The following is an 18990-nucleotide window of genomic DNA, read 5'->3' on the forward strand; positions in this document are numbered from 1 at the left end:
GTTATGCCAACAGAATGTCCTGCACCGTCTTGTTGAAGATGATCCGGCCTGGCGTAGTGCGAATGTATTGGCTGATAACGTTGCCCTCTTGATCCTCGCGGATGCGGCGGTAGTTGGTGATCTTGAGGCGGGTACCGCCTGGCTCCTCGACAATCTGGGGCTCTGACTCTTTTTCTCCTTTGCCCAACTCCATCGGGCCGCTGTAGCGCACCCAGATTTTGCTGTGCAGGCCAATGATGCCGCGGTCGTAGGCAACAAGAGCATCCTCCAGGCTAGCAAAATAGCGATCGTTAACCTCGGCTGCCTCGGGGTTGTCCACGGTCAGGTAGTAGCAGCCCAAAACCATGTCTTGGGTAGGGGTAATGATGGGGGCACCCGTGGCTGGGGAGAGGATGTTGTGGGTGGCCAACATCAGCAGGCGCGCTTCCGCCTGGGCTTCCAAGGACAAAGGCACATGGACAGCCATCTGGTCGCCGTCAAAGTCAGCGTTAAAGGCGGGGCAGACCAAGGGATGGAGCTGAATTGCCCTCCCCTCCACCAGAACCGGCTCAAAGGCTTGGATCCCGAGGCGGTGCAACGTGGGAGCGCGGTTGAGCAAAACTGGGTGGCCGTCGATGACCTCCTCCAGCACGTCCCAAACCTGCGGGTCATTGCCCTGGATGAGCTTCTTGGCGGCTTTGATGTTGTTGACGATATTTCGCTTGATCAACTTATGGATGACGAAGGGCTGAAATAGCTCAATGGCCATCTCTTTGGGCAAGCCGCACTGGTGCATGCGCAGGTTGGGCCCCACCACAATCACCGAGCGCCCTGAATAGTCCACCCGCTTGCCCAGCAGGTTTTGCCGGAAACGGCCCTGTTTGCCCTCGATGATGTCCGACAGGGACTTGAGGGGACGATTGTTGGCTCCCACCACCATGCGCCCGCGCCGCCCATTGTCAATGAGGGCATCTACCGCCTCCTGCAGCATGCGCTTTTCGTTGCGCACAATGATCTCCGGCGCCATGATCTCCTGCAGGCGCGCCAGGCGGTTGTTGCGGTTAATCACGCGGCGATAGAGGTCGTTGAGGTCACTGGTGGCAAAACGGCCCCCATCCAACTGCACCATCGGGCGCAGATCGGGGGGGATGACCGGCAGCACCCGCAGCACCATCCACTCAGGCCGAGCTCCCGTGGCAATGAAGTTGTTGATGACCCGCAGCCGCTTGATCAGGCGGGCTCGCTTCTGGCCGCGGGCACTGGCGATTTCCTCGCGCAACTTCTCCGCCTCTTTTTCTAGGTCAATGTCTTTGAGCAGGCGTTCGATGGCCTCGGCACCAATCATGGCCCAGTTTTCCGGCAGCTGCAGGTTGGATCCCTCCTCGTACATCTGATCTTCGATCTCAAGGTATTGATCCTCCGTCAGCAGCTGCTTGTAGGAGAGGTTGGGGGCATTGCCCGGATCCACCACGACGTAGGCGTTAAAGTACACCACCTGCTCCACGTCGCGCAGCGGCATGTCCAGCAGGGTGGCAATGTAGCTAGGGATCCCTTTCAGATACCAAACGTGGGTAACTGGGGCAGCCAGCTTGATGTAGCCCATGCGATAGCGGCGCACCCGCGACTCCGTCACTTCCACCCCACAGCGTTCGCAGACAATGCCGCGGTGTCGCACGCGCTTGTACTTGCCACAGTGGCACTCCCAGTCCTTAACCGGCCCGAAGATGCGCTCACAGAAGAGACCATCCATCTCCGGCTTGAGGGTGCGGTAGTTGATGGTCTCTGGCTTGGTAACCTCTCCCACGACTTGGCCGTTGGGCAGGGTGCGCTGGCACCACTCCATAATCCGCTGGGGAGAAGCCAACCCAATCTTGATGTAGTCAAAGCGCTGCTCTGGTCTGGCCATAGCCATTTCTCCTGACTTGCTGCCTTAGCACCTAGATAGGAAGGAGAGAGGGATCCTCCCCCCTTTCCTCCCTTAGCTGAAACCTGCCTGGCGCCACCTAAAAATCGTCCTCGTCTTCTTCCTCGTCCCGGCTGCGGCTAGCTACGAAGCCTTCCCTGGCTGCTGGGGAGAGATCCTCAGCCGTAATTGACTGGTAAGTGGGCCGAGAAGGGACATGGCGGGTCGAGACATCGGCCATTAGGTCTACCTCCACATGGTGGGGCTGGCCTTTGCTGTCCACCTCCACCTTGTACACGGAGACGTCCAGGCACAGGGACTGCAGCTCCCGCACCAACACCTTGAAAGATTCCGGCGTGCCCGGCCGAGGAATGGGCTTGCCCTTGACGATGGCGTTGAGGGCCTCGTTGCGCCCCACCATGTCGTCCGACTTGACAGTCAGCAGTTCCTGCAAGATGTAGGCCGCCCCAAACGCCTCCAAAGCCCACACCTCCATCTCCCCAAAGCGCTGGCCACCCTGCTGGGCTTTACCCCCCAGCGGTTGCTGGGTTACCAGCGAGTAGGGGCCGGTGGAGCGGGCGTGGATCTTGTCGTCCACCAAGTGCACGAGCTTCAGCATGTAGGCCCGGCCCACCGTAACCGGCTGGTCGAAGGGCTCGCCTGTGCGGCCATCAAACACCTGCACCTTGCCGCAGTATTTGCCCTCAGGGTTGAAGATCCAGTCCTTGCCGGTCTTCTCGCGCGCCTCCCGCAACTTGGCTTCCACGGTCAGTCGGGAAGCCTCCAGGCCGTGCATTTCATCGAAGGGCATTAGCTTAAAGCGCACCCCCAAGTGCTCCGCAGCCCAGCCCAGCAGGCACTCGTACACTTGGCCCACGTTCATGCGGGAGGGCACTCCCAGGGGGTTGAGCACCACATCCACCGGCGTGCCATCGGGCAGATAGGGCATGTCCTCAACCGGCAAAATGCGGGAGATGATGCCTTTGTTGCCGTGGCGGCCAGCAATCTTATCTCCCACCTGGATTTTGCGCTTGAGGGCAATGTAAACTCGCACCACCATGTTGGCCCCCGGCGGCAGCTCATCCCCCTGCTCGCGGGTAAAGATGCGCACATCCACCACCCGCCCGCGCTCACCGTTGGGCACGCGCAGGGAGTTGTCCCGCACATCGCGAGCTTTCTCCCCGAAAATGGCCCGCAGCAGCCGCTCTTCCGGAGGCTGATCCGACTCCCCTTTGGGCGTAACCTTGCCCACCAGAATGTCGCCGGCTTCCACCCAAGCCCCAATGCGCACGATGCCGTTTTCGTCCAGGTTGCGCAGGGCATCTTCCCCCACGTTGGGGATCTCGCGAGTAATCTCCTCTGGCCCCAGCTTGGTCTGCCGGGCCTCAATTTCGTATTTCTCGATGTGCACGGAGGTGAAGACATCATCGTAGACCAGCCGCTCGCTGATCAAGATGGCGTCTTCGTAGTTGTAGCCCTCCCAGGGCATGTAGGCCACCAGCACGTTCTGGCCTAGGGCCAGCTCGCCGCCCTCGGTTGCTGGACCGTCAGCCAGCACCTGGCCGGCCACTACCCGATCCCCCACGTAGACCAGAGGACGCTGGTTGAGGCAGGTGTCTTGGTTGGAGCGCTGATATTTTTGCAGGCGGTAGACAATGGGATCTCCCCCATCCTCGGGCCGCACCACGATTTCATCGGCGGAAACATAGGTCACCACCCCGTTGGTGCGCGACACCACCACCATGCCGGAGTCCCGCGCCGCCTGGGCTTCCAGGCCTGTGCCCACGTAGGGCCGCTCTGGCTTGAGCAGGGGCACCGCCTGGCGCTGCATGTTGGCTCCCATCAAGGCGCGGTTGGCGTCGTCATGCTCCAGGAAGGGGATCAACGAGGTGGCCACCGAGATCACCTGCACCGGCGACACCTGTACGTAGTGCACCTCACTGGGGTGAGCAGTGGTGAATTCTTGGCGGTAGCGCACGGGCACCACCTCGGCAGTGATGCGGCCTTCGGCGTCCACCGGCACGTCCCCTGGCGCCACGCGGTACTCGTCCTCTTCGTCGGCGGTGAGGTAGACCATCCCCAGGTCTTTGCGCACCACGCCATTCTCGACGCGGTAGTAGGGGCTTTCGATAAAGCCGTATTGGTTGACGCGGGCGTGGGTAGCAAGAGACCCAATCAACCCGGCGTTGGGTCCTTCGGGGGTTTCGATGGGACAGATGCGCCCGTAGTGGCTGGGGTGGATGTCCCGCACGGCAAAGCCAGCCCGCTCCCGCGTCAGGCCCCCAGGGCCCAGAGCCGACAGCCGCCGCTTGTGGGTCAGCTCTGCCAGGGGGTTGGTCTGATCCAAGAACTGGGAGAGCTGGCTGGAGCCGAAGAACTCCTTAATAGCTGCCACTAGGGGCTTGGGGTTAACCAGCGAGGCAGGGGTAAGGTTTTCCGACTCGGAAACCGTCATGCGCTCGCGAATAATCCGCTCCAGGCGGTTGAGGCCCACCCGCACCTGGTTTTGCAGCAGCTCGCCCACCGAGCGCACCCGCCGATTGCCCAGGTGGTCAATGTCATCCACCTGGCCAATGTCGTATTCCAAGTTGATGAGGTAGTCGATAACGGCCAGAATGTCGGTAACGGTAAGCACCCGAACATTTTCGGGCACCGTCAGGTTGAGCTTCTTGTTGAGCTTGTAGCGCCCTACCCGCCCCAGGTCGTAGCGCTTGGGATCAAAAAAGCGCGACTCCAGCAGTTGCTGGCCGCCAGAGACCGTAGGAGGCTCCCCGGGCCGCAGCTTGCGGTAGAGCTCCATCAGCGCCTCTTCTTCGCTGTAGTGCCCCTCCTCTTCCATGGTTCTTTGGAAAAATTCGGGGTGGCGCAGGCTGTCGTAGATCTCCGAGTCACTCAGGCCCAAAGCTTTGAGCAAAACTGCTGCCGAGAGCTTGCGGGTTTTGTCGATGCGCACCCACACCAGCCCCTTTTTGTCCGTCTCAAACTTCACCCAGGCACCACGGTTGGGAATGAGGCTAGCGCTATAGGTGCGGCGGCCACTTTTGTCCAGCTCCGCCTTGTAGTAAACGCCGGGGCTGCGCACAATCTGGTTGACGATCACCCGCTCCGCGCCGTTGATGATGAAGGTGCCTCGATCCGTCATCAAGGGCAGCTCGCCCATGAAGACGTCCATGTCTTTGATTTCGCCCGTCTCCTTGTTGATTAAGCGCGTCGGCACCCGGATTTGGGCTTGATAGGTGGCATCCCGCCGCTTGGCCTCCTCTGGGTCATAGCGCGGCTTGTTGATCTTGTACCCCTTGGAGGGATCCCCAGGCCGGTAGTCTGGCAGAAAGTGCAGCTCCAGCTTGCCGGTGTAATCGACGATGGGAGAAAAACTCAGGAGCTCCTCTTCAAACCCTTCCCGTAAAAACCAGAGGAAACTTTCCCGCTGAATCTCTACCAGGTCAGGTAAGGTAAGAACAGGGGAGGGAACAGCTAACGAGCTCATGCGTTGCTTAGCAGGGCTTGCGCTGCAGTCAGGCCTCCAATTATAGAAGCCCCGCCAACGATCGTCAACGAACTTTACAAGGGTTGGCGGCAACTCCTGCCTTTAGCCTGGGAGCTAGCAAGCTCTGCTTCCTCTCCAACCTGCCTTAAGGATTGTTCACATCCATTCACACTCGGGCGGATTATTCTAAGCTTAAGCCATTGACCGCCAGTCGAGTGCTGCTGCTTAGATAGGGATGGCGGGGGAAAAAGAAGCATCGAGCCCCGGAGAAGAGCGTTTAGCCGCCGCGCTGGGCGGTCTGTGTTGCCTTTGCCGGGTCTGCTGCTGAGGCATCCCTCGCTGCCTCCATAAGCCGGTCAATGGCCGGAGCCAAGCAACTTTTTACAAGGAGGGTTTTGTGAGTAAGGGTTTGCCCAGCCAAGAAAATCAAAACGCTGGCCTGTCAACCCAGTTGCGGGAGGGCACCAAGCAGTCCCACACCATGGCCGAGAATATGGCCTTTATCAAATGTTTCCTCAAGGGAGTGGTTGATAGGCGTACCTACAGCCGCTACGTGGGCAATTTCTACTTTGTCTACAGTGCGCTGGAAGAGGGGTTTGCGCGGTTGCGAGAGCACCCGATAGTGGGTCAGCTCTACTACCCCGAATTGTGGCGCAAGGCCAGCCTAGAGAAAGATTTGAACTATTTCATCGGTCCCCATTGGCCCTCTGTGGTCAAGCCCTCTCCCGCTTGCCAAGTCTATGTCAACCGCATTCAAGAAGTGGTGGAAAAAGATCCGGTTCTGCTGATTGCCCACGCCTACACCCGCTACATTGGCGACCTGTCGGGCGGCCAGATCCTGAAAAACATTGCCCGCCGGGCCCTGCGCCTGCCACCGGGGGAAGGCACCGCCTTCTACGACTTTGAACAGATCCCGCACGAGGGCAAGTTTAAGCAGCGCTACCGCGCTCAACTGGATGCGCTGGGGCTGGACCAGGCTACTATCGAGCGCATTGTGGCAGAAGCCAACTACGCCTTCAAGCTCAACATGGACTTGTTTAGAGAGCTGGAGGGCAACTGGCTGCTGTCCATGGCACGCCTAGCCTGGAACTCGCTCCTGGGTCAGTTTCAGCGCAAGCCTGCCCCCTCAGAGGCGGCTGCCCCCAGCTCGTGAGCTAGGGCCCAGAGTTTCGCCCCTCTCTCCCAGGGAGGGGGGCTGGGGGTGAGGGCTAGTTGCACCCAAGGGTGTCGCGGGTGGCCCGGCCGGTAACCGGGTTAACGCCGCTAGCCCGATCGCAGAGGATGGCGAGGGCATCCTTGCGGATTAGGGCATTGGTAAAATCTGCTCCCTCGATCTCGACCCCTTCCACCCGCACCAGCCACATCATGCTGTCTTGCAGTTGGGCTTCCCGCAGATCAGCACCCTGCAAATTGGCCATGTCCAGGGTGGCGCCGCGCAGATCCGCCCCGCGTAGGTTAGCTTTGCTGAGGTTGGCTCCGAAAAAATTGGCTCCTGCCGCCTTCACGTGGCTGAGATTGCTCTGTCGCAGGTTGGCTTTGAGAAATTTCCAGCCGCTCAGGTCTTGTCCGGCAAAGTCTGCCCCCTGCAGCTCCCGCTTGCTGTAGTCTTCCGCCCAGGCCGGGGATCCCAGCAGGAATAACCCCAAGGCCAGCAGAGGGAGAACCGCCAGCACGGCCCGTAAACAGCGGGCCCACCTAGGCCCTCTTTTCTCCGTCGAAGCTGGACCTGTAGCGGACACTGCAGTGGACATGGCGGATCTCTCCCTTCTAGGGCCTTATATCCTATCCTACTGGCTGCGGATCTGGGCTAACTTGGGCTCCTATAGGTCGGCCTCAACTGTCCATGTCCACAACCGAGGTGTTCAATGCCCAGGAGATGGCTAGGCAAATGGCGGCTTTGGCGGCCGCTATTGGCAGGGATCACCCCCACCTGGACAGGCTGGTGTTGATCGGCATCCGCACCCGCGGGGTGCCTCTGGCCTACCGGCTCCGGGATGGCATAGCCGAGCTGTTTGGGATACCGCCCCAGGTAGGGGAGTTGGACATCACCTTCTTCCGCGACGATCTGGGCTCTGGCCGGCTGCGCACTCCTGATCGCAGTGAAATGCCCCGGGATCTCACTGGCCAAGAGGTCGTGCTGGTGGACGACGTTATCTTTCACGGCCGCACTGTTCGGGCGGCTTTGGAGGCCCTGAACCACTTTGGGCGCCCAGAACGGGTGCGCTTGGCCGTGCTGATTGACCGCGGCCATCGGCACTTCCCCATTCAGCCGGATTACTGCGGCCATAGGCTGACCACAACTCCCGAGCAAATGGTCAAGGTGCACCTGCGCGAAACCGACGGCGAGGAGCGGGTGCTGCTGATCAACCCTGATCCTGAGTGAGCTCTCCAGAGTGCGCTAGGGTGGGGATATCGGCTCAAGGTTTTGCGATGTCCCAGTTGCCGGAAAGCCGCCGCTATGCGGTTTTGGGCAGTGGCGCCGTGGGAGGATTCTACGGGGCCAAGCTACAGCAGGCCGGCTTTGAGGTGCATTTCCTGCTCCATAGCGACTACGAGCAGGTGCGCCAAAACGGCTTGTGGGTGGAATCCTGCTGGGGAGACTTTCACCTGCCCCAGGTCAATGCCTACGCCTCCGTGGAGGCAATGCCCCCTTGTGAGGGAGTAATCGTGGCCCTGAAAGCCACCCAAAATCACCTTCTGCCCCGGCTGCTGCCGCCTGTGCTGGCTGAAAAGGGCGTGGTGATCCTGCTGCAAAACGGCTTGGGCGCAGAGCCGGAGATTGCCAACTGCGTCGGCCCTGAGCGCGTCGTGGGTGGCCTCTGTTTCATCAGCTCCAATAAAGTTGGCCCTGGCCACATCCGCCACCTCGACTATGGCTCGGTACTGCTGGCCGAATATGGCCCTGGCTATGCCCCCCAGGGGATCACGCCCCGTCTGCAACAGATCCAGGCCGATTTTCAAAGGTCTGGGATCCCTACCTCCCTCTCGCCGGATCTGATGGAAGCCCGCTGGCAGAAGTTGGTCTGGAACATTCCCTTCAATGGCCTCTCGGTTGTTTTCAATGCCGACACCCAGCAGATGATCCGGGATCCGGAAGCCCGCGCCCTGGCAGAAGCCCTGATGCAAGAGGTGGTGGAGGGAGCTGCGGCCTGTGGTCGCCGGCTTCCCCCTTCCCTAATTCCCGAGATGCTGGCTAACACCGAGAAGATGGTCCCCTACCGCACCAGCATGAAGATCGACTACGAGCGCAAGCGTCCCCTGGAGCTGGAGGCTATTTTTGCCAACCCTCTCCGCTATGCCCAGCAGGGTGGAGTCCAAATGCCGCGGGTGGAGATGCTCTACCGGCAGTTGCAGGTGTTGGATCGTCTCAATCGAGGGATCCCTGCTTTTTCCCCCACTTGCGGCTAGACTCAGCCCCAGGGGAGGGCTGCGCTCTTTATGCCCTGGGGATCCACCCACGATCGCCTCATCCTCTGGACAGCTCCCGGCATTACCTTGGCAGCGGCTTTGCTGGGCAACAGTGCCGCTGTGGCTTTGGCGGTGGGGTCGGCCTATCTCTTCAGCGGCCTGATGTTTTCCGGGGATCTGGACACTGACTCTCGCCAGTATCGCCGCTGGCTGTTCCTGCGCTGGATTTGGCTTCCCTACCGCCGCTGGCTGCGGCACCGCTCCTTCTGGTCCCACGGGCCGCTGGTGGGCACTGCTCTGCGGCTGCTCTACCTAGGCTTGTGGGTGACAGGGGTGGGCCTGACCGTCGCCTGGCTGGGATCCCACCTGGGCTGGTGGCCGTGGCAGCCGGGGATCTGGCGGGACAACCTCTGGCAGTGGCTGCAAGCCCACGCCGAGACCCTGGGGTGGGTGGGCCTAGGGCTGGAGCTGGGATCTGTCAGCCACAGCCTTAGCGATTGCCTGGTCTCCCGCTGGCGCCGTTGGCGCAAAAGATGGCAGGGGGAGGCCAAAAAAGGAGAGCCAGTTTCCCTCAGATCCCGCAAAAAAGCTGCTAGGAGGGGATCTCGGCAGCCGTTGAGGAGCTAATCTCCGCTAAGCTGATCGGGGCAGAAGCCTTTTGGATGGCCCTTGGTGCAGCCGCTGCGTAGCTATCGCCGTCTCTTTCCCTTCATTCGGCCCCATCTGTGGATGTTGCTGCTGGGGCTAGTCTGTACCCTCGGCTTTGTCCTCACCATGCCTGCCCTTGCCTACTTGATCGAGTGGGTGGCTCGCTCCATTGGCGCTGGGGATCTCAGGCAACTGCGGACGTTGGCCTTGATTGGGGTGGTGTTCTTCTTAGTGCGTGGCGCCTTCCAGTACGGCCAGGACACCCTCATGGCCAGGGCCTCCCTGCAGATGGTGTTGGAGCTGCGGCAGCGAGTCTACGCCCACTTGCAAGGATTGGACGTGGACTATTTTTCCGGGAGCCGCACTGGTGACCTTGTCTATCGCCTCACCAGCGACCTGGATCGGGTGGGGGAGGTGGTACAGCGGTTTTTCCACCGCTTTATCCCCAGCGTGCTCACCATCCTGGCCGTGGTGGCCTACTTGTTCTACCTCAACGGCATCCTCACCCTAACCACCCTGGTGATTGCTCCCCTGATGGGCGCCTTGATCAGCTGGTTTGGAGAGCGGCTGCTGCAGCGCTCCCGCCGCAACCAGGAGAGCATGGCCGACCTGTCTTCTCTTTTAACGGAGGTCTTTGCTGCCGTCAGCCTTACCCGCGCCTTTGCTGCCGAGGACTACGAGATCCGCCGCTTCAGCGCCCTGGCCGAAAGCAACCGCCTGGCTCGCTTTCAAACCGAACAGGTCAAAGCCATCCAAGACCCGGTGGTGGGCTTTCTCTACGCCATGAGCGTCCTGGGGGTATTCTGGGTAGGGGGCTGGCAGATTAGCGAGGGCAACCTGACCGGCAGCCAGTTCCTCGGCTTCATTGCGGGGGTGGCTCTGCTCATCGATCCCATCGTCCACATCACCAATAACTACAGCGACCTAAAGCAAGGGGAGGCTTCCGTGGAGCGGATCTTTGAGCTCCTAGATACCCGACCCCGCGTGCGCGAGCTGCCTGGCGCCCGCCCCCTGCCGCCGATTCAGGGCTGGGTGGAGTTCGATCGGGTCTCCTTTGCCTACAAGCCGGGCCAGCCGGTGCTTAAAGACATCAGCTTCCAGGTGGCCCCCGGCGAGATTGTTGCTCTAGTGGGATCCTCCGGGGCCGGCAAGTCGACTTTGGTGAATTTGATCCCTCGCTTCTACGATCCGCAGCAGGGGTGTATTCGCATCGACGGCATCGATATCCGCACCGTCACCCTCAAAAGTTTGCGTCGCCAAATTGGCATCGTCCCCCAGGAGATTACCCTCTTTTCCGGCACCATTGCCAGCAACATCGCCTATGGCCAGGAGCCCTTTGACCTGGAGGCAGTGCGCCAGGCGGCCCGGGTGGCCAATATTGATAGCTTCATTGAGAGCCTGCCTGAGGGCTACGCCACTCGAATCGGCGAGCGTGGGATCACCCTCTCCGGCGGTCAGCGGCAGCGGCTAGCTATTGCCCGCGCTGTGCTGCTCAACCCCAAGATTCTGATCCTGGACGAGGCGACCTCCGCCTTGGATAACGAGTCGGAAGCCTTGGTGCAGGAGGCTCTGCAGCGGCTCATGCAGCGCTGTACCGTTTTTGTTATTGCCCACCGCCTCTCCACGGTGCGCAGCGCCCATCGCGTTTTTGTCCTCGAAGAGGGGCAACTTCTAGAGCAGGGCAACCCCCGCGAGCTCCTGGTTAAAGGAGGACGCTACGCCCAGCTCCACTGGCGCCAGTTTCAGTAGCTCCTAGAGCCCCCACCGCTGCCGGAAAGGGCAATAGAACTCTGGGTCTTGGGGTGCACCCCCCGCAACTCCACAGATGGCTGCGGCAAACTCCACTGCCCGCTGCAGCAGTACTGCTTCTGGCCACCTTCGCAGCAGGCCTAGGATGGCCACAGCGCTAAACCCATCCCCTGCCCCTACTGTATCCACCAGCCGTAGCGCTGGCACCGCCTCCGCCCAATACACCCTCTCAGCCGTAAACAAGAACGCGCCTGCAGCCCCCAAAGTTAGGAACAAGCCCTTGAGGCCCAACTGCGCCCGCAAGAGCTGCCCCTGCTCCACCACCTCCCCGCCAGGGATCCCTTCCAGCTGAACCACTTGCTCTAGCTCCGCCTGGTTGAGCTTCAGCCAAGTGCAGGTGCGCAGCATCTCCCGGATGGGGCCTGGGTGCCACCAGGGATCCCGCAAGTTGAGGTCCAAAAACACCGGACAGCCTAAAGCCAGGATGGCCTCCTGGAAATGGCGGTGGGCTGACTCTTGCCGTGCGGCCAGACTACCCCGGTAGAGGAGGCTGGGCTGGAAGGCCCTAAGGACAGCCGGATCCAGCTCGATGAAGTCATAGGCCTGCTCCGGCAGGATGGCAAAGGTTGGGATTCCCTCTCTGTCGAGGGTGACCTGGACTTGACCGGTGGGGTGAGCTGGATCCCGCTGCAGCCCCTCTAGACGTAGCCCCTGCCGCCGCAGCGCCCTCAACACCTGTTCCGCTGCCTCATCCTGGCCAATGCGGCTAATCAAGAGGGGATCCAACCCCAGTCCCTTGAGGTTCCAGGCCACATTCAAAGCGGCTCCTCCCAGCACCACCCTGTCAGGGAAGCAATCCAGAAGAACCTCTCCCAAGATCAGCGGCGGGCCAAGCGGCGCTTCGAGAAGAGCCATCCTGGTTTCTAGAACGCGGGGACGCCGTGCCGCTCGAGAATTTGCTGATAAGTGTTACTGCGGAACCAGCGCTCGATCTCTCGGGCTCGCAGCACCGGCAACGGATGGGTACGGCCAAGGGTTTGGAGTTGCTTGAGCTCCAGTTGCCAGAGATCGCTATCCAGCTCCTCGTAGGTGCGGGCCTGTTCCAGAAAGGCATCCACGTTGAGCTTGGCGGCCAACTGCGGCGAGCCGCCGCACAGCTTCATCAGCACTGAGATTACGGTTCTGGCGTCCTGGGTAACCAGCAGCGCTGCCCGGTCGCAAGTAAACTCAGCACAGCGCAGCCAGTGCAGCAGTTGATCCTGCAGGGCCCGGTAGAACAGGCCGCCAAAGGGAAGCAAGCTGGTGGAGAGCATGAGAAGGTTGGCCATCGTCAGATAGACGCCGTGGTTGCATTTGAGATGACCCAGTTCATGGGCAATGACAGCTTGCAGTTCCTTGGGCTCTAGCAAATCCAGCAGGGAGCTGTGCAAGACAATGAAAGGCTTTTTCCCCTGCATGGCAAAAGTGTAGGCGTTGGGCACAGGGTTTTGCCGCACATAGAGCTGGGGCACCTCCAGATCCAAAATGCGGCAGGCTTGAACCAAAAGCTGGTAAACTTCCGGCAACTGCTGCTCGTTGATTTGGATACTGGAGGCAATGTTATCCAGGTAAAACATCTCCCCCGCCGTGGAGCCAAGCAAGTTTTGAATCAGCAGGCCTAGGCCCGGCAGTTGCTGCAGAGAGCGGGTGGCTTGCAGATCCACTGGATGGCGAAACTCGTCGGCCCGCAGGCCCAAGAGGAGGCGAGGCTTGCTGGAAGCAGTTGGCATAGAGGGCGCGGAAGACATACGAGGCTGCAGGAAAACGGTAAGCTTGAGAGGCAAAAAGCAGTAGCGACGCTCCTCCCATTCTGCCTCAACTGGTAGGGGGTAAGGCGGAGCAAGCAAGCTATCATGGCTGAGGACAAAGGTGGGAGAAAACCGCGTGGAGGCAAAATCGATCTTGGTGGCGGTTGCCCTGATCCTCTCTTTGGCAAGCTTCTACTTTGGCACCCGCAACGGCTTCTACGACACTGACAAGTATCATGGCAACGGCTCTGCCCACTAGGCGCAAGCACACCGCCCCTCAAGAGGCTGGCAGGGCCGGGGAGGCCTGCGTGCAGCGGTACCTGGAAGGGCAAGGCTGGCAGATCCTGGCCCGGCGGTGGCGTTGTCAGTGGGGGGAGGTAGATCTGGTGGCCTACAAGGCAGGGCTGCTGGTTTTTGTGGAAGTTAAAACCCGCCGCGGCCAGGGCTGGGATCAGGGCGGACTTTTGGCAGTTGGGACCCGGAAACAGCAGCGCTTGATCCAAGCTGCCCAAGCCTTCCTGAGCCAGCATCCCCAGGTAGCGGAAGCAGCCTGCCGCTTCGATGTGGCCCTCGTGGAATATCGGCCTGGTGGTGGCTACGCTTTGGCCGACTATCGGCAGGGAGCTTTTGAGGTGGAGCGGTAGCGCCGCTCATCCAGCCAAGTTTGTAAAATTACGGCCGCCGACTGCTGATCGATTAAACCCTTCTGGGCTTTGGCGGGTATCCCTGCCTGGCGCAGATCCCACTCCGCCTGCACGGTGCTTAGGTACTCGTTAACCGTCTCTATGGGTAAATCCACAGCCGCCTGGAGAGCCCGCACAAAGCGCTGCACCTTGCGGGCTTGGGATCCCACCGAGCCATCGGCCAAAAGAGGGATCCCAACCACCACCACAGTGGCCTGGCGGCGGCGAATCCACGCCTGCACTTGGGCGATATCTTCTGCAAGGGAACGGCGCTGGATCACCCCCAGGCCAGTGGCCAACAGCCCCAGCCCATCGGAGCCGGCGACACCAATGCGGCGATCGCCCACATCCAGCCCCAGCGCCGAAAAGGGCTCCCTTGTGGGAGAATAGTTCAGGCTTGTCGACATGCGGGTCTCCATCTTGGCGACATTGGAACGGCCTCTCCCTGTCTGGAGTCCTCGTTGGGAGTCTTCTCATGAGCAGTGCTACTCTGTCTCTACCTAAGCATGAAGTCAAGGATCTGAGCCTTGCTCCCTTGGGCAAGCAGCGGATTCAGTGGGCGGCGCGGGAGATGCCGGTGCTGGCCCAGATCCGGGAGCGCTTTGCCCAAGAAAAGCCCTTGGCTGGCCTGCGCCTAGTGGCCTGCTGTCATGTCACCACCGAAACTGCCAATCTGGCCTTGACTCTGCAGGCGGGTGGAGCCGAGAGCGTCCTCATTGCCAGCAACCCTCTTTCCACCCAAGACGATGTGGCCGCTAGCCTGGTGGCCGACTACGGCATTTCAGTCTTCGCCATCAAGGGGGAGGATGTGGAAACCTACCGCCGCCATGTCCAGATTGCCCTGGATCACCGCCCCAACCTCATCATCGACGACGGCGGCGATGTAACGGCGGAGCTGGTGCAGCGTCGGCAGGAGCAGCTCTCCGAGCTCATCGGCACCACGGAGGAGACCACCACCGGTTTGGTGCGCCTGCGGGCCATGCTGAAGGCGGGGGTGCTCAGCTTCCCGGTGATGACCGTTAACGACGCTGCAACCAAACACCTGTTTGACAACCGCTACGGCACCGGCCAATCCACCCTAGACGGGGTTCTGCGCTGTACCAACCTTCTCCTGGCCGGGAAGACGGTGGTCGTGGCCGGCTATGGCTGGTGCGGCAGGGGAGTGGCGATGCGAGCCCGAGGCATGGGATCCCAGGTCATCGTGACCGAGGTCAACCCGGTGCGGGCCCTGGAAGCGGTCATGGACGGCTTTCGCGTTCTGCCCATGGCCGAGGCTGCCCCCCTGGGGGATCTGTTCATCACAGTCACGGGCAACAAGCATGTCCTCCGCGGCGAGCACTTCGACGCCATGAAGGATGGGGCAATGGTCTGTAACGCCGGCCACTTCGATATCGAGATTGACCTAGGGGCCCTGCAGGAGCGAGCCGTTTCCCGGCAGACAGTACGCCCCTTCGTGGAAGAGTACCGTCTTCAATCGGGCAAATCGGTATTCGTGCTGGGAGAGGGCCGGCTCATCAACCTAGCTGCTGCCGAAGGCCACCCGGCTAGCGTTATGGACATGAGCTTTGCCAACCAGGCGCTGGCCTGCGAGTACCTGGTGAAAAACCGGGGTCGGCTGGCTCCAGGGCTGCACCCCATCCCTCCTGAGGTGGATGAGGCCATTGCCCGCCTTAAGCTCAAGGCCATGGGGGTCCAGATCGACAGCCTCACCCCGGAGCAGATTGAGTATGGCAACACCTGGACTGTAGGAACCTAAAGGACACGCTGCTGCTAGTGGACTCTTGCCCAGCTTCCCAACTTGAAATGCAGGGGTGCTTCTGATAAGCTCTGGGTGGGGTTCTCCCTGGCTGCACGTTGGAAGGAGAGGGGGATGGCAGCGCGGGTAGGCATCAATGGTTTTGGCCGCATTGGACGCTTGGTGCTGCGGGCAGCTTGGGGTTGGCCGGAGCTGGAGTTTGCCCACATCAACGAGATCAAGGGCGGGCCTGCTGCCGCAGCTCACTTGCTTAAGTTCGACTCGGTGCAGGGCCGCTGGAACCTCGACATCGAGGGATCCGACCAGAAGTTGCGCATCCAGGACAAAATCCTGACCTTTAGCGAGTGCAAATCTCCTGGCGAAGTGCCCTGGGCTGAGTTGGGGATCGACCTGGTGCTGGAGTGTTCAGGGAAGTTTGTGAAAGCCGCAGGGCTGGAGGCCTACTTCAAGGCCGGGGTGCGCAAGGTCATTGTGGCTGCCCCTGTCCAGGACAAAGAGGCCCTCAACATTGTCATGGGCGTCAACGACCACCTCTACGACCCGTCCCGCCACCACCTGCTCACCGCCGCCTCCTGCACCACCAACTGCTTGGCCCCCTTGGTGAAAGTCATCCACGAGGGGATCGGCATCCTGCACGGGGTGATCACCACCGTCCACGCTGTTACCAACACTCAAACGCTGGTGGATGCTCCCCACAAGGATCTGCGGCGAGCCCGCTCGGCTTTGCTCTCCTTGGTACCTACCACCACCGGTTCTGCCACAGCCATTGGCCTTATCTACCCCGAGTTAGATGGCAAGCTCAACGGCATTGCGGTGCGCGTGCCCCTGCTGAATGCCTCTTTGACCGACGCCGTGTTTGAGGTGAGGCGGCCTACCACCGTGGAAGAGGTTAATCGTCTTTTAAAAACGGCAGCCGAGGGCGAACTCAAGGGCATCCTAGGCTATGAGGAGTTGCCCTTGGTTTCCGTGGATTTCAAGGGAGATTCCCGCTCCAGCATTGTGGATGCCCTCTCAACCCTGGTGGTGGACGGCACCCAGGTAAAGGTTCTGGCCTGGTACGACAACGAATGGGGCTACGCCAACCGCATGGCGGAATTGGCCCGCAAGGTGGCCCTTAGTCTGTAAGTCCTTTGGAGACCTGCCCATGACTGCTGCCTCAAGCGCCCAGGCTGCTGCTGTGCGCAACTACGCCCTGGTAACCGCTGCCTACTGGGGTTTTACCATCACCGACGGCGCCATCCGCATGTTGGTGCTGCTCCACTTCCACAAGTTGGGCTTCACCCCGATTCAGATTGCCATGCTGTTCCTCTTCTACGAGATCTTCGGGGTGATCACCAACTTCCTGGGCGGCTGGATTGGATCCCTCTTTGGCCTGCGGCTGACCCTCTACGGCGGCATTGCCATTCAGATCTTTGGCCTGGTGATGCTGGGGGTGATCAACCTGCAGTGGCCGGTCTGGGGCCAGGTGGCCTATGTGATGACGGCCCAAGCCCTAGCCGGGATCGCCAAAGATCTCACCAAGATGAGCTCCAAGAGCGCCATCCGCCTGGTGGTGCCTAGGGAGGCTGAATCCCGCCTCTTCCGCTGGGTGGCCATGCTGACGGGATCCAAAAACGCCCTCAAGGGGGTGGGGTTCTTTGTGGGAGCGGCCCTGCTGCAGATCTTTACCGAGATCTACGGCGATCCCATGGGCTTCCGCATGGCCAACTTCGTGCAGGCGGGGGCGCTGGCGTTGATCTTCTGTTCGGGGGCGCTGCTGCCGGCAGACATGGGCAAGGTTAAGGCGAAGATCCCCTTCAAACGCCTGTTTTCCAAAAGCCGCGAGATCAACCTTCTCTCAGCAGCCCGCTTTTTCCTGTTCGGGTCGCGGGATGTGTGGTTTGTGGTGGCCCTGCCCGTGTTTCTCTACGACAGCCTGGGCTGGACCTTCATGCAGGTGGGCAGCTACATGGCCATCTGGGTCATCGGCTATGGGATCATCCAGTTTCTGGCGCCGCAGCTGTTGGGAGGGGGTCGCCCGGGCCGCGCGCCCAAGGCCCGCACTCTCCAAATCTGGACGTTTACCTTGACCGCAGTGCCGGCCATCATTGCCACCGCCTTCATGGCCGACCTCCCGCCGGAGTGGGTGGTCACTGGCGGCCTCATCCTCTTTGGGATGGTTTTTGCCTTTAACTCGGCGGTGCACTCTTATCTAGTGCTGGCCTACACCGAAGACGACGAGGTGGCCCTCAATGTGGGCTTCTACTACATGGCCAATTCTGGCGGGCGGCTGCTGGGCACGGTAACTTCGGGGCTTGTCTTCCAGTTCTACGGTTTGGAGGGCTGCCTCTGGTTTTCCACCCTGTTGATTTTGATGGCGGGGCTGTTTTCGCTGAAATTGCCGGATCCCACCAAAACCCCTGTGGAGTGGGTGGTCAAGCCCGGCGACTGAGTGTCACTCCAGCAGGACCAGGTTATCCCGATGGACAGCGGTATCGACTCCCTCGTAGCCCAAGATGTAGGGGATTTCAGCAGTTTTCTTGCCTTTGATCCGCCGCAGTTCCTCGGCGCTGTAGTTGACTAGGCCCCGCCCCACCTCTCGCCCGCTGGGATCGCACAGGCGCACGGCAGCCCCCGCCTCAAAGTCGCCAGAAACGTCGGTAATCCCCGCTGGCAGCAGCGAGCGCCCCTGCTCACAGATTGCCCGCACGGCTCCCTCATCCAAGGTCAGGGATCCCTCGGGGATAAGGCCGTAGGCAATCCACCGCTTGCGGGCGCTAACCGGCTGAGGAGCGGGCTCAAAGCGGGTGCCAATGGGCTCGCCGGCTAAGATGGCTGGGATCTGGTCGGGCCGTTTGCCGTTGGTGATCACGACCGTCACGCCGGCAGCGGTGGCGATTTGAGCCGCAGCGAGCTTGGTTGCCATGCCGCCGGTGCCCCAGCCACTGTTGCCGTGGGCTTCCGCCTTCACCCGCAAAGGCATGCCGTGCTCCACCCGCTCGATGGGCTCGGCGGAGGGATCGCGGTGGGGATCAGCGGAGTAGAGCCTGTCCACATCGGTGAGGAGGATCAGCCACTTGGCCTGCACCATGCTCGCCACCAGGGCAGAGAGGGAGTCGTTGTCGCCAAACTTCAGCTCCTCCACCGCCACCGTGTCGTTTTCGTTGACGATGGGGATAACCCCCATCTGCAGCAGTTGGGTGAAGGTGCGATTGGCATTGACGTAGCGGCTGCGCTCCACGAAGTCGCCTCGGGTGAGCAGCACCTGGGCAATGGGTTGGTTGAGAGCAGAGAAGAGATCGTCGTACAGGCGAATCAGCCGTCCCTGACCCACCGCCGCCACCGCCTGCTTTTCCGCAATTGCCGTCGGCCGTTGGCGCAAGCCCAGGCGGGCACAGCCTATCCCCACCGCCCCGGAGGAGACCAGGATTACCGCATAGCCCTGGTTGCGCAGCCGCGTCAGCACCTCCACCAGGGGCCCCAACACGGAAAGGCGCAGGGAGCCCGTCTGCGGATCCGTCAAGCTGGAGGTGCCGATTTTGACGACAATGGTTCCCTCTGTAGCTGCCATATCGCTAACCCTCCCACCCCACGGCAACCTAGAGCCTGGC

General features: G+C 61.0%; 17 protein-coding genes. 10 read left to right on the forward strand and 7 right to left on the reverse strand.

The window, feature by feature from the left end; genetic code table 11:
• Nucleotide 1 precedes the first annotated feature (1 nt).
• On the reverse strand, nucleotides 2–1885 hold the full coding sequence (locus tag NW833_RS06265; protein ID WP_414411906.1) for a DNA-directed RNA polymerase subunit gamma: 1884 nt from the start codon (nucleotides 1883–1885) through the stop codon (nucleotides 2–4).
• A 97-nt stretch (nucleotides 1886–1982) separates the two neighbouring features.
• Complete coding sequence (rpoB, locus tag NW833_RS06270) at nucleotides 1983–5369, reverse strand: DNA-directed RNA polymerase subunit beta (RefSeq protein WP_414411907.1); 3387 nt, start codon at nucleotides 5367–5369, stop codon at nucleotides 1983–1985.
• A 439-nt stretch (nucleotides 5370–5808) separates the two neighbouring features.
• On the opposite strand from rpoB, the gene NW833_RS06275 reads away from it, so the two are divergent.
• Nucleotides 5809–6522 carry a heme oxygenase (biliverdin-producing) gene (locus NW833_RS06275; protein ID WP_414411954.1) on the forward strand — a complete coding sequence of 238 codons (714 nt, stop codon included), beginning with the start codon at nucleotides 5809–5811 and terminating at the stop codon, nucleotides 6520–6522.
• A 55-nt stretch (nucleotides 6523–6577) separates the two neighbouring features.
• Here NW833_RS06275 and NW833_RS06280 read toward each other — a convergent pair whose 3' ends face one another.
• Nucleotides 6578–7042 carry a pentapeptide repeat-containing protein gene (locus tag NW833_RS06280; RefSeq protein ID WP_414411908.1) on the reverse strand — a complete coding sequence of 155 codons (465 nt, stop codon included), beginning with the start codon at nucleotides 7040–7042 and terminating at the stop codon, nucleotides 6578–6580.
• Nucleotides 7043–7212: 170 nt separating this feature from the next.
• On the opposite strand from NW833_RS06280, the gene pyrR reads away from it, so the two are divergent.
• From pyrR to NW833_RS06300, 4 genes are read left to right on the forward strand one after another with little or no spacing between them, the layout of a single operon-like run.
• A complete protein-coding gene (gene pyrR, locus NW833_RS06285) occupies nucleotides 7213–7752 on the forward strand; it encodes a bifunctional pyr operon transcriptional regulator/uracil phosphoribosyltransferase PyrR (RefSeq protein WP_414395964.1) in 540 nt (179 codons plus the stop codon).
• A gap of 47 nt (nucleotides 7753–7799) precedes the next feature.
• Nucleotides 7800–8777 (forward strand): putative 2-dehydropantoate 2-reductase, encoded by a 978-nt coding sequence (locus NW833_RS06290; protein ID WP_414405162.1) that lies wholly within the window; start codon nucleotides 7800–7802, stop codon nucleotides 8775–8777.
• 30 nt (nucleotides 8778–8807) lie between these two features.
• Complete coding sequence (locus NW833_RS06295) at nucleotides 8808–9404, forward strand: metal-binding protein (protein ID WP_414411909.1); 597 nt, start codon at nucleotides 8808–8810, stop codon at nucleotides 9402–9404.
• A gap of 45 nt (nucleotides 9405–9449) precedes the next feature.
• The gene (locus NW833_RS06300; RefSeq protein WP_414396112.1) at nucleotides 9450–11174 is read left to right on the forward strand and encodes an ABC transporter ATP-binding protein; all 1725 of its coding nucleotides are present in this window, start codon (nucleotides 9450–9452) and stop codon (nucleotides 11172–11174) included.
• A gap of 3 nt (nucleotides 11175–11177) precedes the next feature.
• On the opposite strand, the gene NW833_RS06305 is transcribed toward NW833_RS06300, so the two are convergent.
• Together NW833_RS06305 and NW833_RS06310 are read right to left on the reverse strand one after the other, a co-directional pair.
• Complete coding sequence (locus NW833_RS06305) at nucleotides 11178–12089, reverse strand: carbohydrate kinase family protein (RefSeq protein ID WP_414411910.1); 912 nt, start codon at nucleotides 12087–12089, stop codon at nucleotides 11178–11180.
• 8 nt (nucleotides 12090–12097) lie between these two features.
• Entirely contained in the window at nucleotides 12098–12943 is an 846-nt protein-coding gene (locus NW833_RS06310; protein ID WP_414411911.1) for a M48 family metallopeptidase, read from the reverse strand.
• Between the two features lie 154 nt (nucleotides 12944–13097).
• Between NW833_RS06310 and NW833_RS06315 the strand changes: the two genes are divergently transcribed.
• Nucleotides 13098–13220, forward strand: coding sequence for a hypothetical protein (locus tag NW833_RS06315; protein ID WP_414396121.1), 123 nt, complete (start codon nucleotides 13098–13100; stop codon nucleotides 13218–13220).
• A complete protein-coding gene (locus NW833_RS06320; RefSeq protein WP_414411912.1) occupies nucleotides 13198–13605 on the forward strand; it encodes a YraN family protein in 408 nt (135 codons plus the stop codon). Before NW833_RS06315 ends, NW833_RS06320 begins: the two co-directional genes overlap by 23 nt.
• Here NW833_RS06320 and ruvX read toward each other — a convergent pair.
• The gene (ruvX, locus tag NW833_RS06325) at nucleotides 13572–14051 is read right to left on the reverse strand and encodes a Holliday junction resolvase RuvX (RefSeq protein ID WP_414395974.1); all 480 of its coding nucleotides are present in this window, start codon (nucleotides 14049–14051) and stop codon (nucleotides 13572–13574) included. The two genes, NW833_RS06320 and ruvX, sit on opposite strands and share 34 nt — an antisense overlap.
• A gap of 68 nt (nucleotides 14052–14119) precedes the next feature.
• On the opposite strand from ruvX, the gene ahcY reads away from it, so the two are divergent.
• The 3 genes from ahcY to arsJ all read left to right on the forward strand — a co-directional run bounded on the left by ahcY (nucleotide 14120) and on the right by arsJ (nucleotide 17831).
• Complete coding sequence (gene ahcY, locus NW833_RS06330) at nucleotides 14120–15400, forward strand: adenosylhomocysteinase (protein ID WP_414395976.1); 1281 nt, start codon at nucleotides 14120–14122, stop codon at nucleotides 15398–15400.
• 114 nt (nucleotides 15401–15514) lie between these two features.
• Entirely contained in the window at nucleotides 15515–16525 is a 1011-nt protein-coding gene (locus NW833_RS06335) for an ArsJ-associated glyceraldehyde-3-phosphate dehydrogenase (RefSeq protein ID WP_414411913.1), read from the forward strand.
• A gap of 19 nt (nucleotides 16526–16544) precedes the next feature.
• A complete protein-coding gene (arsJ, locus tag NW833_RS06340) occupies nucleotides 16545–17831 on the forward strand; it encodes an organoarsenical effux MFS transporter ArsJ (protein WP_414411914.1) in 1287 nt (428 codons plus the stop codon).
• A 3-nt stretch (nucleotides 17832–17834) separates the two neighbouring features.
• Here arsJ and proB read toward each other — a convergent pair whose 3' ends face one another.
• A complete protein-coding gene (gene proB / locus NW833_RS06345; protein ID WP_414395981.1) occupies nucleotides 17835–18950 on the reverse strand; it encodes a glutamate 5-kinase in 1116 nt (371 codons plus the stop codon).
• Nucleotides 18951–18990: the final 40 nt, after the last annotated feature.

The sequence above is a fragment of the Synechococcus sp. O70.1 genome (assembly GCF_047462215.1).
In the GTDB taxonomy this organism is placed as follows: domain Bacteria; phylum Cyanobacteriota; class Cyanobacteriia; order Thermostichales; family Thermostichaceae; genus Thermostichus.

Bases quoted from the DNA above. Each gene is read 5' to 3' on its own strand.
- proB (WP_414395981.1), bottom strand. From the start codon at position 18,950: ATGGCAGCTACAGAGGGAACCATTGTCGTCAAAATCGGCACCTCCAGC.
- NW833_RS06295 (WP_414411909.1), top strand. From the start codon at position 8,808: ATGCCCTGGGGATCCACCCACGATCGCCTCATCCTCTGGACAGCTCCC.
- NW833_RS06310 (WP_414411911.1), bottom strand. From the start codon at position 12,943: ATGCCAACTGCTTCCAGCAAGCCTCGCCTCCTCTTGGGCCTGCGGGCC.
- NW833_RS06290 (WP_414405162.1), top strand. From the start codon at position 7,800: ATGTCCCAGTTGCCGGAAAGCCGCCGCTATGCGGTTTTGGGCAGTGGC.
- ruvX (WP_414395974.1), bottom strand. From the start codon at position 14,051: ATGTCGACAAGCCTGAACTATTCTCCCACAAGGGAGCCCTTTTCGGCG.
- rpoB (WP_414411907.1), bottom strand. From the start codon at position 5,369: ATGAGCTCGTTAGCTGTTCCCTCCCCTGTTCTTACCTTACCTGACCTG.
- NW833_RS06335 (WP_414411913.1), top strand. From the start codon at position 15,515: ATGGCAGCGCGGGTAGGCATCAATGGTTTTGGCCGCATTGGACGCTTG.
- arsJ (WP_414411914.1), top strand. From the start codon at position 16,545: ATGACTGCTGCCTCAAGCGCCCAGGCTGCTGCTGTGCGCAACTACGCC.
- pyrR (WP_414395964.1), top strand. From the start codon at position 7,213: ATGTCCACAACCGAGGTGTTCAATGCCCAGGAGATGGCTAGGCAAATG.
- NW833_RS06320 (WP_414411912.1), top strand. From the start codon at position 13,198: ATGGCAACGGCTCTGCCCACTAGGCGCAAGCACACCGCCCCTCAAGAG.
- ahcY (WP_414395976.1), top strand. From the start codon at position 14,120: ATGAGCAGTGCTACTCTGTCTCTACCTAAGCATGAAGTCAAGGATCTG.
- NW833_RS06305 (WP_414411910.1), bottom strand. From the start codon at position 12,089: ATGGCTCTTCTCGAAGCGCCGCTTGGCCCGCCGCTGATCTTGGGAGAG.
- NW833_RS06265 (WP_414411906.1), bottom strand. From the start codon at position 1,885: ATGGCCAGACCAGAGCAGCGCTTTGACTACATCAAGATTGGGTTGGCT.